A 12,910-nucleotide genomic window follows, 5' to 3' on the forward strand; every position below is an offset into this window, starting at 1 on the left:
AAAGGATTAACCCCATGAACTTCTCTCTTCGCTTGGACGACCTGCGCAATGCCTACCGCAGCGGCGAACTGACGCCTCGGACATTGCTGTTGGAGCTGCGGGAAAAAGCCGCGGCGCTGAACCCGGACTATCACCTGTTCATCCACCTGCTGACGGCCGAGGAACTGGAACCCTACCTGGCCGCGCTGGAAGGCCGCGACCTGGAGAGCCTGCCGCTGTACGGCGTACCTTTTGCCATCAAGGACAACATCGACCTAGCCGGCATTCCCACCACTGCCGCCTGCCCTTCGTTTGCCTACGTACCGCCACGTTCGGCCACCATCGTCGAACAGTTGCTGGCACTGGGCGCGATCCCCCTGGGCAAGACCAACCTCGACCAATTCGCCACCGGGCTCAATGGCACTCGCTCGCCCTACGGCGCCTGCCGCAACAGCGTGCTGCCCGACTACCCGGCAGGCGGTTCGAGCGCCGGCTCATCGCTGGCCGTGGCCCTGGGCGTGGCGAGCTTTGCCTTGGGCACCGACACCGCCGGCTCCGGTCGGGTGCCCGCAGCGTTGAACAACCTGGTGGGATTGAAAGCCACCCTGGGGCTGATCTCCACGGCGGGCGTGGTCCCGGCCTGTCGCACGCTGGACTGCGTCACGACCTTCACGGCGACGGCCAAGGAAGCCAGCCAGCTGTTGGCGCTGACGGCCCATCCAGACCCTAGTGACGACTACAGCCGCCACAACCCGCAGTGGAACGACGGCTCTGCGTTCGGCGTGCCCCGGCGCTTTCGCTTCGGTGTGCCGCGCCAGCAAGACTTGGAGTTTTTCGGCTGTCCTGAAGGTCCGCAACTGTTTCTGGATGCCATCGAGCGACTCGAACGCCTGGGCGGCGAAGCCGTGGAACTGGACCTGTCGCCGTTCCTGGAAGCCGCACGGCTGCTTTATGAAGGCCCGTGGGTGGCCGAACGCTACAGCGTTGCCGGCCCATTGATGGAGCGCGAGCCCGACGCCGTACTGCCCGTCATCCGTGCCGTATTGGCGAAAGCGCCTACGGTGGATGGTGTACAAACCTTCCGTGCCCGCTACCGTTTGCAAACGCTCAAAGCCCAATGCGACCGGGCCATGGAGGCGCTTGATTGCGTACTCACACCGACCATCGGCCGACCGGTGACCCTCGCCGAACTGACCGCCGAACCGGTGCAGCGCAACTCGGAGCTGGGGTACTACACCAATTTCATGAACCTGCTGGACTACGCCGCCGTCGCCGTGCCCAGCGCATTCATGGCCAACGGCTTGCCTTGGGGCGTGACGCTGTTCGGTCGAGCGTTCACCGATCAATACCTCTTGAGCGTGGCCGATGCCTTGCAGCGTCAACAGGACACGGCTTTGCCAGCGCCCGCCAACCCGGCGCGCCACGACCGGGCGCGGCTGGTGGTGTGTGGTGCACACCTGGACGGGTTGGCGCTGAACTGGCAACTCAAGCAACGCGGCGCGCGACTGATCGAGGCCACCCAAAGCTCGCCGGACTACCGTCTCCATGCCTTGGCCGGCGGCCCGCCCCTGCGCCCCGGCATGCTTCGGGTCAGCGAGGGCGGCGTGGCGATCGAGGTGGAAGTCTGGGAGCTGCCGAGCAGCGAACTGGGTTCGTTCCTGACCGGCATCCCCGCACCGTTGGGGCTGGGCAAGGTGCAACTGGCCGATGGGCGCTGGGAAAGCGGATTCATTTGCGAGGCCTATGGTTTGGAGGGCGCGCAGGACATCAGCCATCTGGGGGGATGGCGGGCTTATCTAACTACCCTTGAGTAAACAGTGCCCTGTGGCGAGGGGATTTATCCCCGCTGGGCTGCGAAGCGGCCCCAATGCACTCTGTCTGATACACCGCGCTGTCAGGTATTGGGGCTGCTGCGCAGCCCAACGGGGATAAATCCCCTCGCCACAATCTTGCAAACCTGCAAATTCGACTGTCTTTTCCCACAAGGCCACTAAACTGACGTCATTGGGTCTGCGCCAAGGGAATCGCCATGTCGCTCCGTTCGCCGTTGTATTCCCAGCGCAAGCCGCTCCTGGCCGTGGTGGCGCTGCTGGGTACCGGATTCCTGATCATTGCCTTGCTGGGCTATTACGCAGCCCATGCCTCGGTACGCGATAACATCCTCAAGACACTGTATCTGAACCTGTTGATCGGCATACTCGTGACGCTGGCTGTCCTGGCAATCCTTTATCGGTTGATCAACAGCTACCAACAACGCATCGACGCCCAGGCCACCCTCGACAGCCTGACCGAACTGCCGAACCGCCGTGGCTTCGATCTGCTGGCCGTGCAAGCCCTCCATGAAGCCCAGCGCGAACCCAAACCCTTGACTGCGCTGCTGATGGAACTGGACGATTTCAAGCGGTTGGACACCACCCATGGTCATGTCGCCACCGATCAACTGCTGGCCGGGTTCGCCCGCGACCTGACACAAAACCTGCGGCATTCGGACATCGTGTGTCGCTGGAGCACTGAAGCCTTTGTCGTCCTGCTCAAGGACATCGATGGACAGACCGGTCTGAAAATCGCCGAGAAAATTCGTCAACGCATCGAAACACAACGCTACTTCTGCAGTGGCAAACAGCTGTTGGTGACCGTCAGCATCGGCCTCACCACCCTGCAAGACGAAGATGTCTTGCACACGCTGCTGTTGCGGACCGATCATGCGCTGCAACGCGCCCGGCAGACCGGGTGCAACCGAATCTGCGTGGAAATGCCTCATTCCAGTTATGAATAAACCCGATCTTTGCCCGGCCTGCGGCGGCGTCAACGACTGCACCCTGGCCAATCCGATAACCGTCGACCGGGCCTGCTGGTGTTATGGCGTGAGTATCGATCCGTCCGTGCTGGAGGCCTTACCGGCCGAACTGCGCGATCAATCCTGCCTGTGCCCGCGCTGCGCCCAGGTCCAAGACCAGTTGCAAGCCAAGCCCCGGCCGATCGCGTAAAATGCGCGCCCTCCGTTCTCCTGCCCGAATTGCCCATGCGTGTTGACCGCTTCCTCAGTAATCTGCCGCGCTTCAATCGCCAACAGGTTCGACTGTTGCTGGTGGAGCGTCGGGTGCGGATCGATGGGCAGATCGTCAGCGATCCCCATGCGCAAGTGCGGGAGTTCAGCCGTGTCGAGGTCGGCGACGACGTGCTGCAAGCGGGCCGACCGGCGCGCTACTTCATGCTGCACAAACCACCCGGCTGCGTGAGCGCCACTCGCGATCCGCAACACCCCACCGTCCTCGACTGGTTGGACGAGCCAGACAAGGACGACCTGCACATCGCCGGACGCCTGGACTTCAACACCACCGGCCTGATGCTGATCACCAACGATGGCAGCTGGTCGCGGCGCCTGACCCAGCCGCAGACCAAATTGCCCAAGGTCTACTACGTCGAAACCGAGCAAACCATCACCGCCGAATACGCCACCACCTTCGCCCACGGCTTGTACTTCGCCTTCGAAGACCTCACCACTCAGCCCGCTGAGCTGACGTTGCTGGGGCCGAAATCAGCGCGACTGAGCATCGTCGAAGGGCGCTATCACCAGGTCAAGCGCATGTTCGGCCACTTCGATAACAAGGTGCTGCGCCTGCACCGTGAACGCATGGGGCCACTGCTGCTGGACGCCAACCTCGAGCCCGGTCACTACCGCGCCTTGACACCTGAAGAGATCCGTCTGATTTGAGTCGATGACCGTCGGGCAGAAGTGTCGAACAATTTTCCGATAGGTACTTGCGCAACGGTCGCCCCCCTGCTTGAATCAAACCGTCGGCCGAAATGTGACCGATGAGTCACAACATACTTCCAAGAAACTTTTTGCCGGCTGGAACCCTCAGGTTCCGCCTTGTCCCGCCGGCGAACTGCCCGCCTATAACAACACCCGTCGACCTTTTTTGGATCGACATGGGCCTTATCTTCCAGGCGTATGCCTACCTGTCACATTGCCCGTGCAATCTCATTGCGCGCATACCCGCTTGCCAGGAGTCTTATGACATGAGGCCAGAAATCGCTGTGCTGGATATACAGGGTCAGTATCGGGTTTACACGGAGTTCTATCGCGCAGACGCCGCACAAAAGACCATCATCCTGGTCAACGGCTCAATGGCCACCACCGCGTCGTTTGCACAGACCGCCAAAAACCTCTACCCGCAATTCAATGTTGTGCTGTACGACCAACCCTACGCGGGCAAGTCCAAAGCCCACAACAGGCATGAGACCATGCTGACGAAAGAGGTCGAAGGCCAGATCCTCCTGGAACTGATCGACCACTTCGCCGCCGAGCACGTGCTGTCGTTTTCCTGGGGCGGCGCCGCCACGCTGACCGCCCTGGCCCAGCGCCCACGGCGCATCGAAAAAGCCGTGATCAGCTCGTTCTCACCGGTACTCAATGCGCCGATGCGTGACTACCTGGAGCGCGGCGTGGATTACCTGAGCAGCCTGGACGGCGACCGTGTCGGACACTTGGTCAACAGCACCATCGGCAAACACTTGCCGCCGTTGTTCAAGCGTTTCAACTATCGCCACGTCAGCAGCCTGGCCGAGCACGAATACGGGCAGATGCACTTCCACATCAGCGATGTGCTTCACAGCGACCAGTTGTGCTACGTCAACGCGGCGAAAAAAATCAACGTGCCGGTGCTGTTCCTGAACGGCGAATGGGACGAATACACCGCGGCCGACGACGCCAGGCTTTTTGCCGATCATGTGCAGTACAGCAGCTTCAGCACACTGCAAGCCACCGGGCACTTCCTGGACATGGAACACAAGGCCGCCTGCCGCGACAGCCGCAACGCCCTGTTGGACTTCCTGAAACCGGCCCACCACGAAAGTCGACCACGCTACAACTACGTGCAGGACTACCATGCACTGGCTATCTGAAACCGAGTCCTCGCGAGCAAGCCCCGCCCTACGCTTCTGGCAACGGGGCTTGCCCGCGAACGACCGCTCTGGTTTGAGGCTTGCGTAGACGGGTGACCTCACCGTACGTAAAGAAAAACTTCAAATCCTCGGCCACATCTGGTACAAAGTCAGCCGCTCTGAGCGGGTGTCGTATAATGGCATTACTCCAGCTTCCCAAGCTGATAACGAGGGTTCGATTCCCTTCACCCGCTCCAATCGAATTCTGGTCCTGCGCTGTGTGTTTTTTGGCGAAGGATAAAAAAACCGGCTCTTGGTGGCCGGTTTTTTTTGGTCTGGAATTTTGTGGGATTTGCGCCCTGAGGTTCACACCGAGTACCTATGAAGGAGAGCAAGGATGCACCTGATTGACTCATATCTGCCTACGTATCAGTTCAGTGAATTGCATACCGTGGACATCCCCGTAGACCCTTCCCGTGCCATGGCGGCAATCCTCGACCACCGCCCCGAAGACGACCGTTTCTTTCGGTATGCAATCAAGCTTCGCGAACTCCCCATGCGCCTGCTGGGTCGATCTCCGCATCCAGGCGCTGATCAACGCGCTTCATTCGGCATTGATAATTTCACATTGCTTCAGCGCAACGGCGACGTAGAGGTCGCTTACGGACTCGCCGGCAAGCTGTGGAAAGCTGACTACGGCCAAGTCGTTGTCGCGGATGCCGAAGCGTTCGAGCTATTCAATGAGCCGGGGAATGTGAAGCTGGTCATCAGTTTCAGCTGCCAGTTGCTGCGATCGGGGCTGACGAGGGTCACCACGCAGACACGGGTGCATTGCCTCGACGCGGATGCGTTGCGAAGTTTTACGTCGTATTGGTATTTGATTCGCCCGGTCAGCGGGCTTATCCGTCGGCGCATGCTGAAGGCTATTGCGAGGCGTTGCGCAGCAGGCGCTTTGAAGAGCAGTACGCCAAGAGCATGAATGAGCGCTCATGGCGAAAATTTCACCGCGCCCTCACCAAGAGGGGAACTGGTAGGCGGTAAGGGTGCTGACCAAACCGGACTGGGCTGTGCCGAAAAGTGGACAGAAAATCAAACATGCCTTGCGACAAAAGCGACGACGGCAAACAGGGTCAGGGCGAACGCGGCACCGATGCTGAACGGCAAAAACGTAACGCGGAATGTGGCCGGGGCCGGGCGTCTCATCTCTTCAGCTAACGCCTCTACCTCTTGATGCAATTGCTCGATGCTTGCTTGGTAACTACGAGGTGTAGGCATGTTTCTTTCTCCTCCGAGGTCGCGGGTCGTGCTGAGTCTGAACCATTTCGAGCAATGTGAGCCGTATGCTTGCAAAGCTCAAGTACCAGTAATGTAGGGTGGGTATTGGCGCATTGTGGCGAACCAGCGTTCAAATTTTAATCCCAAAACCCGCAACGGCGACAAGGGCAGTCGCAACCCCTGCCCCTACTGCGTATGGATACCAGAAGGCCTCGTGCTTCAGCTTCGTTTCCTCGGCCGTAAGTTTGCGAGTCTCAGCCAACAGCTTTCGGGTTTCGATCAATAGTTTATCGAGTTCTAAATTATCGCGGTCGTTCTGAAGCATTGATCATCCTTCCAAGGTTTGAGCCGCCGCATTAAGCGTCGTTTTCTGCGAAGCCGGAAAAATCTGTCGGACATCAATGGCTCGTTGCCAACCGTGTAGTCCGTCTGCGGAGCACTATTTCCTATCTGCGCAGTTGTGGATAGCGGGCGGCTCTCGCTTAATTTGTAGGCCGAATCCGAGAATTGCGTAGGGGGTGCGCATACTTTACTTTTCGGCGAGTTTCGCCTTGTTGCGCTTGTCCTTCGAGCCACTCTCCAGACGTCGCTGCAAATCAGCGATCGGGGCTTGGAAACCCGCGAGTCAAGCAACCGCGCTTCACGGGAGCTAGACAATGCGTACCTCGCAGCAAATCAAATCACTTTCAAACCAGCCAAAGCTCAGGCCCCGAACCTACTGTTTCTCGATCGACAGAGGCAGGCCATGAACGAAAACACTGAACTAAAAACCATCGACTACACCCCCTTCAACTATTCCGCTGATCGAGCGCTGTTCCGGGTCAACGGCGGATTCCCCATCCAAGAGGCACTGGAACGGGCGTCGGATCTTTGCTTTTTGTATCTTGGCCGCCCACTTGTGTCGTTCATTGCTCAGTCCCCGGCAGATGCCCCAACGGCAGCGCCCCCGGCGTCTTCACCGTATGAATCGCAAAATTGCTCCGGATATCACTCACACCCGGCAGTTTCAGCAGCCGCCCAGTGAGGAATCGGTCGTAGGCCCGCAGGTCTGGCACCACCACTTGCAATAGAAAATCCGATTCGCCTGATACCAGAAACGCCGAGATCACTTCCGGCAACGCCGTAACGGCCTGGCGAAACGCTTCGGCTTGTTCGTCGTTATGCCGTTCAACCTTGACCCCGACAAAAATCGTCAGCCCAAGGCCCACTTCGTCGCGATCCAGAATGGCTTGATAACCACGAATCACACCGGCGTCTTCGAGCATCCGCACGCGGCGCAGGCAGGGTGACGGGGACAAGCCAATTTCTTCGGCCAGTTGCACATTGCTCAGGCGACCATCGCGTTGCAGCGCGGCGAGGATTTTGCGGTCGAAGGCATCCAGTTTCATGAATTGGCATTTCCCGATTGAATAACACGAGCACATGGCAGGTTATGCCAATTTCCTGAGCTTTAGAAGCTGACTTCGCAACCACCTGCCCTGCCCTTCGGCCCTAGACTGGCACGACCGAATCGTCGATGAAGGGGGATGTGGCATGGCAGAGCTCTGGTTGTTCCTGATGGCCTTGATGGTGGTGTATGTGCTGCCTGGGCCGGACATGATCCTGCTGCTGCAAACCGGTGCCCGCCAGGGCAAGGGCGCGGCGCTGGCGACGGCGGTGGGCCTGGGCGTTGCCCGGGGATGTCATGTCGCGCTGGCTGCATTGGGGCTTTCGGCATTGTTCAAGACCGCGCCCTGGACCTTTGATGCGGTGCGCCTGGCCGGGGCGGCCTATTTGTTATGGATCGGTTTTCAATGCCTGCGGACCACGTTGTTGCCGAGTTTTGAAGGAGCCGGTGTCGAGGCCGGAAAACGGCGTTGGTACCAGGCGATTCGGCGCGGTCTGCTGACCAATCTGCTCAACCCCAAGGCATTGTTGTTTTGCTCGGTGTTATTGCCGCAGTTCATCGATCCGCAGGGCGGGCCGGTGCTGGGACAGTTTGCGACCCTGGGCGTGGTGTTGGTCAGCGTGGGTTTGTTGTTCGATAGCGCCTACGCGCTGGTAGGTGTCGCGCTTGGGCGCTGGCTTCAACGCTCGCCTTCGGCCCAGCGTGTTCAGCAATGGTTGTTTGGGAGTCTTTTGATTGGGTTTGCGGTGCGGCTGACGTTTGTGCAGCAGGCCTAGTGCCTGGATAAGCTGGTCGGACGGACACCTGGAGCGAGGCGAACTGGGCTGAAACCGGGGGCTGCTACGTAGCCCAGCGGGAGCAAGCTCCCTCGCCACGTGGCATTATTCGGCGGTAACAAATACCGAATCATTCTGGCGATCGACTATCAGCGCCAGCTCGGTTTTGTCCGGTTCGTCGGAACCCATGCTCAGTACGACCAAATCAATGCGGAGACCGTATGATGAACATCAAACCCATTCGCAACCAAGATGATCTGAATGCAGCCTTTGCGCGCATCGAGCAACTCTGGGGGGCTGACGTCGGTTCGGCTGAAGGCGATGAGCTGGAAATCCTTGCCTTGCTGATCGAAAAATATGAGGACGAGCACTACCCAATGCCGCCTTCCGATCCAATTGAGGCCATCAAATTCCGGATGGATCAGCAAGGCTTGACCGCGCGCGACTTGGAACCGTTCCTCGGTTCGAGCGGGCGTGTATCTGAAGTGCTGAACCGCAAACGCAAACTGAGTCTGGCGATGATTAAACGCCTTCACGATGGATTGCGAATCCCTTATGAGAGCCTTTTGGCGGACGTTGCCTAACACGTGACGGCATCGACCAACCCCACCAACATCTCAAATAGAATCGGTCCATCGTGACCGGTTTTTGAGGTCCTCGTTTTAGTCACTACCACCCTCATCACATCCCGAAATAACTCACTCCCTCTCCCCCGCAGTCCTTACCAGGCGCGGCTTCTACACTTCGGAACAACCCACTCACCCACCCACCAGTGTCGCTCCTGGTGGTTATAGTGTTGATCATTAAAATTCAGTAGGTATAGTACCCACCAAGCACACCACACGGAGGTGTTGTGAATAGCCGATTCTTGATAAGCCAAATCATTGCAGACGGTTGGTATCTGGTGCGGGTTCGGGGCAGTCATCATCACTTCAAGCACCCGACCAAACCGGGATTGGTCACGGTTCCTCATCCGAAGAAGGACCTGCTCAAGAAAACGGCCATCAGTATTTTGCAACAGGCGCTGCTTCAGCCGGCCCATTGCGCGACGTTCCCGGAGGACGATGAATATGCTTTACCCGATTGCGATTTTCATGGGCGATGACAAGCACGCCTGGGGGGTTGAAGTGCCGGATATCCCAGGGTGTTTTTCCGCAGGCGACGACCTCGACGAGGCCATGGCAATGGCGCGTGAGGCCATTGAGGGACATTTTGAAATTCTGGCTGAAGACGGCTCGCCGATTCCGCCGGCCAACACCGTTACCTTGCACGCCGCCAATCCGAAATATGCCGGCTGCACCTGGGCACTGGTGGACATTGATGTGACCAAGTACCTGGGCAAGGCGCAGAAGCTCAACATCACGTTGCCAGGCTATCTGCTGAATCGCATTGATGAATACGTGCTGCACCATCCTGAAGAGAAGAGCCGCTCCGGCTTCCTGGCTTCGGCAGCGCTGAAGGTGTTGCAACAAGGCCGGTGAGAAGCCACCACCACCTGTGGGAGCGAGCTTGCTCGCGATAGCGCCCTGTCAGCCAACATGGAAGCTGCTGATCTGACGCCATCGCGAGCAAGCTCGCTCCCACAGGACTCAGCCAGACGGCTATTTTTTCTCCGCCCCGGACTCCTGCATCTGCACCGAAGACTTGGTGCCGTCGGTGTTGTCCTTGGTCTCGTTATCCGAGTTGTCGAAACAGCCTTGCAGGGCGAACAAGCAGCAGGCAAGGCAAAAAGTGCGGGCGATATTCATGTTGTACTCCGATGCCGAGGGCTTTGAGCAGTGACCTGCGAGAGCGGCAATGGTTGCGACTGTCGTCGTGCCGGACGATGAACGTCGACGGATGCTGGCGACTGAAATGTAAGTAGAATTTTCACCGCCTCGTTGCTGTCACACCAGACAGGTGCATCCAATAAGGAAACACGGCAATGGCGTTCGCAAAAATCGCTCAAAAACTGGCCCTCTGGGCGGGGAGCCCCAAGACATTCCTGGGGGCCATCGTGTTGTTGGCACTGTGGGCAGCCAGCGGACCTTTCTTCGGTTTCAACGACACCTGGCAATTGATCATCAACACCTCGACCACCATCATCACCTTCCTCATGGTGTTCCTGATCCAGAATACGCAGAACCGCGATACGGACATCCTGCATCTCAAGGTCGACGAATTATTGCGGGCGACCAAGGATGCACAGAACGCAATGCTCGGCCTCGAGTCGCTGGACCTCAAGCAACTGGAAGCGCTGAGAAAGCACTACCAGGACATGGGCAAAGACGAGGCCAAGAGCCTTGACGGCTTGGAACAAAAAAACAAAATCGACCTGAACCAGTGCTGATGCCTGTGCACGCGTGCTGTCAGGCCTTTTTTCGGCGGGCAAAATCAACCGGGACGCTTGCGCCCCGGTCCTGAATGTCAAAGCAGATCCAGCAGATCAACGGCTGGCCTGCAGCGCCCTGGCCATTTCGAGATGGGTCTGCAACTTGGGCAGGGTTTCGTCGGCAAACGCCTTGATCTCCGGCACTTCGGTGGTCTGGGCCTGCTGCTGGATCTGCGCGATGGCCTCCTCGGTGGCCTTGACCTGGGTGGCGGCATACGCAGCCTCGAACGACTCGCCTTCCTTGACCTGCGGCATCAGGGCCTTGGCCTTGTCAGCCACCTCCTCCCGGGGGGCGACAGGCAAGTCGAGCTTCTTGGCGATCTTCGCCAAGTGTTGATTGGCCGTGGTGCGGTCGTTGATCACCATGATGGTGTAGTCCTTGACCTCCCTGGATTCGGCTTTTCCGTGGGCCATGCGACTTGTCTCGATGTCGGCCATGCCTTTGGCGGAAGCATCGTTGATGAATTCGGCAGGCGATTGGGCCCAGGCACTGTTGGCGCCCAGGCCCATCAACACGACAACACTGGTGGTGCGAAAAAAACTGGCCATACGGCTCATGATCGCGCCCTCCTCTGATGAAAGTTCTGGCGGTTTATCCACCGTTGAATCAGAACCAACCATGAATACAGCGAAACGTGCGACCCGGCTTTCGACGGTTTCTATCGACGCTCGTGATGGTGGTTCTCCCACTTCTGCGACCCGCTTCGGACACCTTCGTTCGATCATGAGCAATGTTTGCCAGATAAATACCGCTTGAACCGGGCATGGTCCGGCCCCCCCTATTCGTGGATGCAGGGCGCGCAGCCCCCTTCTTATATTCGAATTGGATACGGGTTGAAGGTTTGAGAAAGGTGCTCGTGCCACGACGAACGGTGGCGCGCTTTCAGATGCCGAACGCCCTGTGATTCTGGCGTTTGGCGGCATACATCGCCTCGTCGGCGTGGCGGAACAGGGCAACATCTTCAGTGCCATGGTCAGGGAAACAGGCCACGCCGATGCTCGGTTCGATGCTTAGGCAGTGCCCGTCCAGGCGCAGTGGCTGGGCCAATGCATGGCGGATTTTTTCCTGCACGCGTTGGGCATCCGCCAAGGCCTGGATGCTGTGCAGCAGCACCACGAACTCGTCCCCACCAATACGTGCCACGGTGTCGGTGTCGCGGATACAGCCCTTGAGACGATTGGCCACCGCTTGTAACAGCATGTCGCCAACCCCGTGGCCATAGGTGTCGTTGATCTGCTTGAAACGGTCCAGGTCGATGTACAGCAAGGCCATGCGCCCGGACGCCGCGCGAGCGGTCGCCAATGCACACTTGAACCGTTCACGGAGTAATTCGCGGTTGGGCACCTGGGTCAATTGATCGTACTGAGCCATGTGCTGCAATCGGGCGTGCAACTGCTTGCGCTCGATGGCGACGGTGATCTGTGCGCAGACGTATTGCAGCAGTTCCTTGTCCTGCTCGGTGTAGCGCACGTTGTCCGGCGCACTCTTGACGATCAGCGCGCCAATCGTACCGCTCTGCGAATTTAGCGGCACGCCCAGCCAACACGGCGCGTCCGGCCGCGCTACAAGGTCATCGAACCCCGGCGGCAAGTCGTTACAACCAGGCGTCAGCAGGATCGGCTGGCCGCTGCGAATCACCTCGGCGCACAAACGCCCAGTGACCGTGCCTGGCAACTCGGGCTGCCCTTCCCGATCATCGACGTGATAGGGGAAGTTCAGCTGCGAACATTGTTCGTCATACAGCGCCACCGAGAAATTCAGCGCCGGCAGCCACTCGCCAATAATCAGGTGGATGCGCTTGAACAGCGCCAACAGGTCTGCCGCGGCATGGGCCGCCTCGGAAATCGCATACAACGCCGCCTGTCGGGACTCGGCCTGCTTGCGTTCGGTGATGTCTCGGGCCACGGCAATGCGCAGTTGGTCCGCCGGCGACCAGCGCGCCGACCACAGGATGTGCACCACCCGCCCATCCTTGCGCACGTAGCGGTTCTCGAAATTGAGCTTGGGCTCGCCATCCATGATCTCCCGCGCCGCCTCAAGGGTCCGCTGGCGGTCGGCGGGATGCACCAGGTCGATCATTAGCTGGCCGATCAGTTCCTGCGGCGTGTAGCCAAAGATCTGTTCGCAGGCAGCGCTGACGAACACGAAACGCCCTTGGCCGTCGACGGCACACACGGCGTCCAGCAGAAGATCGATGTAGCTGGCCAGCGGCGCGGAACTTCGAGTGTCCATGG

Annotated in this window: 16 protein-coding genes, 1 tRNA gene and 3 pseudogenes; 14 read left to right on the forward strand and 6 right to left on the reverse strand. The window is 59.0% G+C overall.

Features of this window, described 5'->3' with window-relative positions:
- Window positions 1-14: 14 nt before the first annotated feature.
- From atzF to TK06_RS13995, 7 genes and pseudogenes are all read left to right on the forward strand, one after another.
- Window positions 15-1,793: an allophanate hydrolase gene (gene atzF / locus TK06_RS13965; protein WP_063322550.1), complete on the forward strand. Its 1,779-nt coding sequence runs from the start codon at window positions 15-17 to the stop codon at window positions 1,791-1,793.
- A 344-nt stretch (window positions 1,794-2,137) separates the two neighbouring features.
- Window positions 2,138-2,755: pseudogene (locus tag TK06_RS13970) on the forward strand (GGDEF domain-containing protein); the annotation flags it as partial.
- A complete protein-coding gene (locus tag TK06_RS13975) occupies window positions 2,748-2,966 on the forward strand; it encodes a cysteine-rich CWC family protein (protein WP_063322552.1) in 219 nt (72 codons plus the stop codon). The pseudogene TK06_RS13970 and the gene TK06_RS13975, both read left to right, overlap by 8 nt.
- A gap of 35 nt (window positions 2,967-3,001) precedes the next feature.
- On the forward strand, window positions 3,002-3,694 hold the full coding sequence (locus TK06_RS13980; protein ID WP_063322553.1) for a pseudouridine synthase: 693 nt from the start codon (window positions 3,002-3,004) through the stop codon (window positions 3,692-3,694).
- 308 nt (window positions 3,695-4,002) lie between these two features.
- Window positions 4,003-4,887 (forward strand): alpha/beta fold hydrolase, encoded by an 885-nt coding sequence (locus TK06_RS13985; RefSeq protein ID WP_063322554.1) that lies wholly within the window; start codon window positions 4,003-4,005, stop codon window positions 4,885-4,887.
- 162 nt (window positions 4,888-5,049) lie between these two features.
- A tRNA-Gly gene (locus tag TK06_RS13990) sits at window positions 5,050-5,123 on the forward strand.
- A gap of 140 nt (window positions 5,124-5,263) precedes the next feature.
- Window positions 5,264-5,845 (forward strand): hypothetical protein, encoded by a 582-nt coding sequence (locus TK06_RS13995; RefSeq protein WP_063322555.1) that lies wholly within the window; start codon window positions 5,264-5,266, stop codon window positions 5,843-5,845.
- Between the two features lie 110 nt (window positions 5,846-5,955).
- On the opposite strand, the gene TK06_RS14000 is transcribed toward TK06_RS13995, so the two are convergent.
- Window positions 5,956-6,141: a hypothetical protein gene (locus TK06_RS14000; protein WP_063322556.1), complete on the reverse strand. Its 186-nt coding sequence runs from the start codon at window positions 6,139-6,141 to the stop codon at window positions 5,956-5,958.
- A gap of 130 nt (window positions 6,142-6,271) precedes the next feature.
- Entirely contained in the window at window positions 6,272-6,466 is a 195-nt protein-coding gene (locus TK06_RS14005; RefSeq protein ID WP_063322557.1) for a hypothetical protein, read from the reverse strand.
- A gap of 420 nt (window positions 6,467-6,886) precedes the next feature.
- On the opposite strand from TK06_RS14005, the gene TK06_RS33035 reads away from it, so the two are divergent.
- Window positions 6,887-7,165 carry a DUF3077 domain-containing protein gene (locus TK06_RS33035; protein ID WP_238992631.1) on the forward strand — a complete coding sequence of 93 codons (279 nt, stop codon included), beginning with the start codon at window positions 6,887-6,889 and terminating at the stop codon, window positions 7,163-7,165.
- Here the strand turns inward: TK06_RS33035 and TK06_RS14010 are convergent.
- Window positions 7,047-7,529 carry an Lrp/AsnC family transcriptional regulator gene (locus TK06_RS14010; protein WP_063322558.1) on the reverse strand — a complete coding sequence of 161 codons (483 nt, stop codon included), beginning with the start codon at window positions 7,527-7,529 and terminating at the stop codon, window positions 7,047-7,049. The genes TK06_RS33035 and TK06_RS14010 overlap by 119 nt on opposite strands.
- 145 nt (window positions 7,530-7,674) lie before the next feature.
- On the opposite strand from TK06_RS14010, the gene TK06_RS14015 reads away from it, so the two are divergent.
- The 5 genes and pseudogenes from TK06_RS14015 to TK06_RS14025 all read left to right on the forward strand — a co-directional run bounded on the left by TK06_RS14015 (window position 7,675) and on the right by TK06_RS14025 (window position 9,785).
- A complete protein-coding gene (locus tag TK06_RS14015; RefSeq protein WP_063322559.1) occupies window positions 7,675-8,304 on the forward strand; it encodes a LysE family translocator in 630 nt (209 codons plus the stop codon).
- A 93-nt stretch (window positions 8,305-8,397) separates the two neighbouring features.
- A pseudogene (locus TK06_RS30885) lies at window positions 8,398-8,529 on the forward strand (type II toxin-antitoxin system HigB family toxin); the annotation flags it as partial.
- Entirely contained in the window at window positions 8,529-8,888 is a 360-nt protein-coding gene (locus TK06_RS14020) for a helix-turn-helix domain-containing protein (protein WP_063325151.1), read from the forward strand. The pseudogene TK06_RS30885 and the gene TK06_RS14020, both read left to right, overlap by 1 nt.
- Before the next feature lie 269 nt (window positions 8,889-9,157).
- Window positions 9,158-9,334, forward strand: a pseudogene (locus TK06_RS30890) (type II toxin-antitoxin system HicA family toxin); the annotation flags it as partial.
- A 40-nt stretch (window positions 9,335-9,374) separates the two neighbouring features.
- Window positions 9,375-9,785 carry a type II toxin-antitoxin system HicB family antitoxin gene (locus TK06_RS14025; protein WP_063322560.1) on the forward strand — a complete coding sequence of 137 codons (411 nt, stop codon included), beginning with the start codon at window positions 9,375-9,377 and terminating at the stop codon, window positions 9,783-9,785.
- A 120-nt stretch (window positions 9,786-9,905) separates the two neighbouring features.
- Here the strand turns inward: TK06_RS14025 and TK06_RS32745 are convergent, their stop codons facing one another.
- Complete coding sequence (locus tag TK06_RS32745) at window positions 9,906-10,052, reverse strand: hypothetical protein (protein ID WP_170842355.1); 147 nt, start codon at window positions 10,050-10,052, stop codon at window positions 9,906-9,908.
- Window positions 10,053-10,228: 176 nt separating this feature from the next.
- Here TK06_RS32745 and TK06_RS14030 point away from each other — a divergent pair, with 176 nt between their 5' ends.
- Window positions 10,229-10,633, forward strand: a complete 405-nt coding sequence (locus TK06_RS14030; protein ID WP_060738790.1) for a low affinity iron permease family protein — start codon at window positions 10,229-10,231, stop codon at window positions 10,631-10,633.
- A 96-nt stretch (window positions 10,634-10,729) separates the two neighbouring features.
- Here the strand turns inward: TK06_RS14030 and TK06_RS14035 are convergent, their stop codons facing one another.
- Together TK06_RS14035 and TK06_RS14040 are read right to left on the reverse strand one after the other, a co-directional pair.
- Window positions 10,730-11,233, reverse strand: coding sequence for a DUF4142 domain-containing protein (locus TK06_RS14035; RefSeq protein WP_063322561.1), 504 nt, complete (start codon window positions 11,231-11,233; stop codon window positions 10,730-10,732).
- A gap of 325 nt (window positions 11,234-11,558) precedes the next feature.
- On the reverse strand, window positions 11,559-12,908 hold the full coding sequence (locus TK06_RS14040) for a sensor domain-containing protein (protein ID WP_063322562.1): 1,350 nt from the start codon (window positions 12,906-12,908) through the stop codon (window positions 11,559-11,561).
- Window positions 12,909-12,910 lie beyond the last annotated feature (2 nt).

It is taken from the genome of Pseudomonas fluorescens, from assembly GCF_001623525.1.
Lineage (GTDB): Bacteria > Pseudomonadota > Gammaproteobacteria > Pseudomonadales > Pseudomonadaceae > Aquipseudomonas > Aquipseudomonas fluorescens_Q.

Bases quoted from the DNA above. Each gene is read 5' to 3' on its own strand.
- atzF (WP_063322550.1), top strand. From the start codon at position 15: ATGAACTTCTCTCTTCGCTTGGACGACCTGCGCAATGCCTACCGCAGC.
- TK06_RS13975 (WP_063322552.1), top strand. From the start codon at position 2,748: ATGAATAAACCCGATCTTTGCCCGGCCTGCGGCGGCGTCAACGACTGC.
- TK06_RS13980 (WP_063322553.1), top strand. From the start codon at position 3,002: ATGCGTGTTGACCGCTTCCTCAGTAATCTGCCGCGCTTCAATCGCCAA.
- TK06_RS13985 (WP_063322554.1), top strand. From the start codon at position 4,003: ATGAGGCCAGAAATCGCTGTGCTGGATATACAGGGTCAGTATCGGGTT.
- TK06_RS13995 (WP_063322555.1), top strand. From the start codon at position 5,264: ATGCACCTGATTGACTCATATCTGCCTACGTATCAGTTCAGTGAATTG.
- TK06_RS14000 (WP_063322556.1), bottom strand. From the start codon at position 6,141: ATGCCTACACCTCGTAGTTACCAAGCAAGCATCGAGCAATTGCATCAA.
- TK06_RS14005 (WP_063322557.1), bottom strand. From the start codon at position 6,466: ATGCTTCAGAACGACCGCGATAATTTAGAACTCGATAAACTATTGATC.
- TK06_RS33035 (WP_238992631.1), top strand. From the start codon at position 6,887: ATGAACGAAAACACTGAACTAAAAACCATCGACTACACCCCCTTCAAC.
- TK06_RS14010 (WP_063322558.1), bottom strand. From the start codon at position 7,529: ATGAAACTGGATGCCTTCGACCGCAAAATCCTCGCCGCGCTGCAACGC.
- TK06_RS14015 (WP_063322559.1), top strand. From the start codon at position 7,675: ATGGCAGAGCTCTGGTTGTTCCTGATGGCCTTGATGGTGGTGTATGTG.
- TK06_RS14020 (WP_063325151.1), top strand. From the start codon at position 8,529: ATGAACATCAAACCCATTCGCAACCAAGATGATCTGAATGCAGCCTTT.
- TK06_RS14025 (WP_063322560.1), top strand. From the start codon at position 9,375: ATGCTTTACCCGATTGCGATTTTCATGGGCGATGACAAGCACGCCTGG.
- TK06_RS32745 (WP_170842355.1), bottom strand. From the start codon at position 10,052: ATGAATATCGCCCGCACTTTTTGCCTTGCCTGCTGCTTGTTCGCCCTG.
- TK06_RS14030 (WP_060738790.1), top strand. From the start codon at position 10,229: ATGGCGTTCGCAAAAATCGCTCAAAAACTGGCCCTCTGGGCGGGGAGC.
- TK06_RS14035 (WP_063322561.1), bottom strand. From the start codon at position 11,233: ATGAGCCGTATGGCCAGTTTTTTTCGCACCACCAGTGTTGTCGTGTTG.
- TK06_RS14040 (WP_063322562.1), bottom strand. From the start codon at position 12,908: ATGGACACTCGAAGTTCCGCGCCGCTGGCCAGCTACATCGATCTTCTG.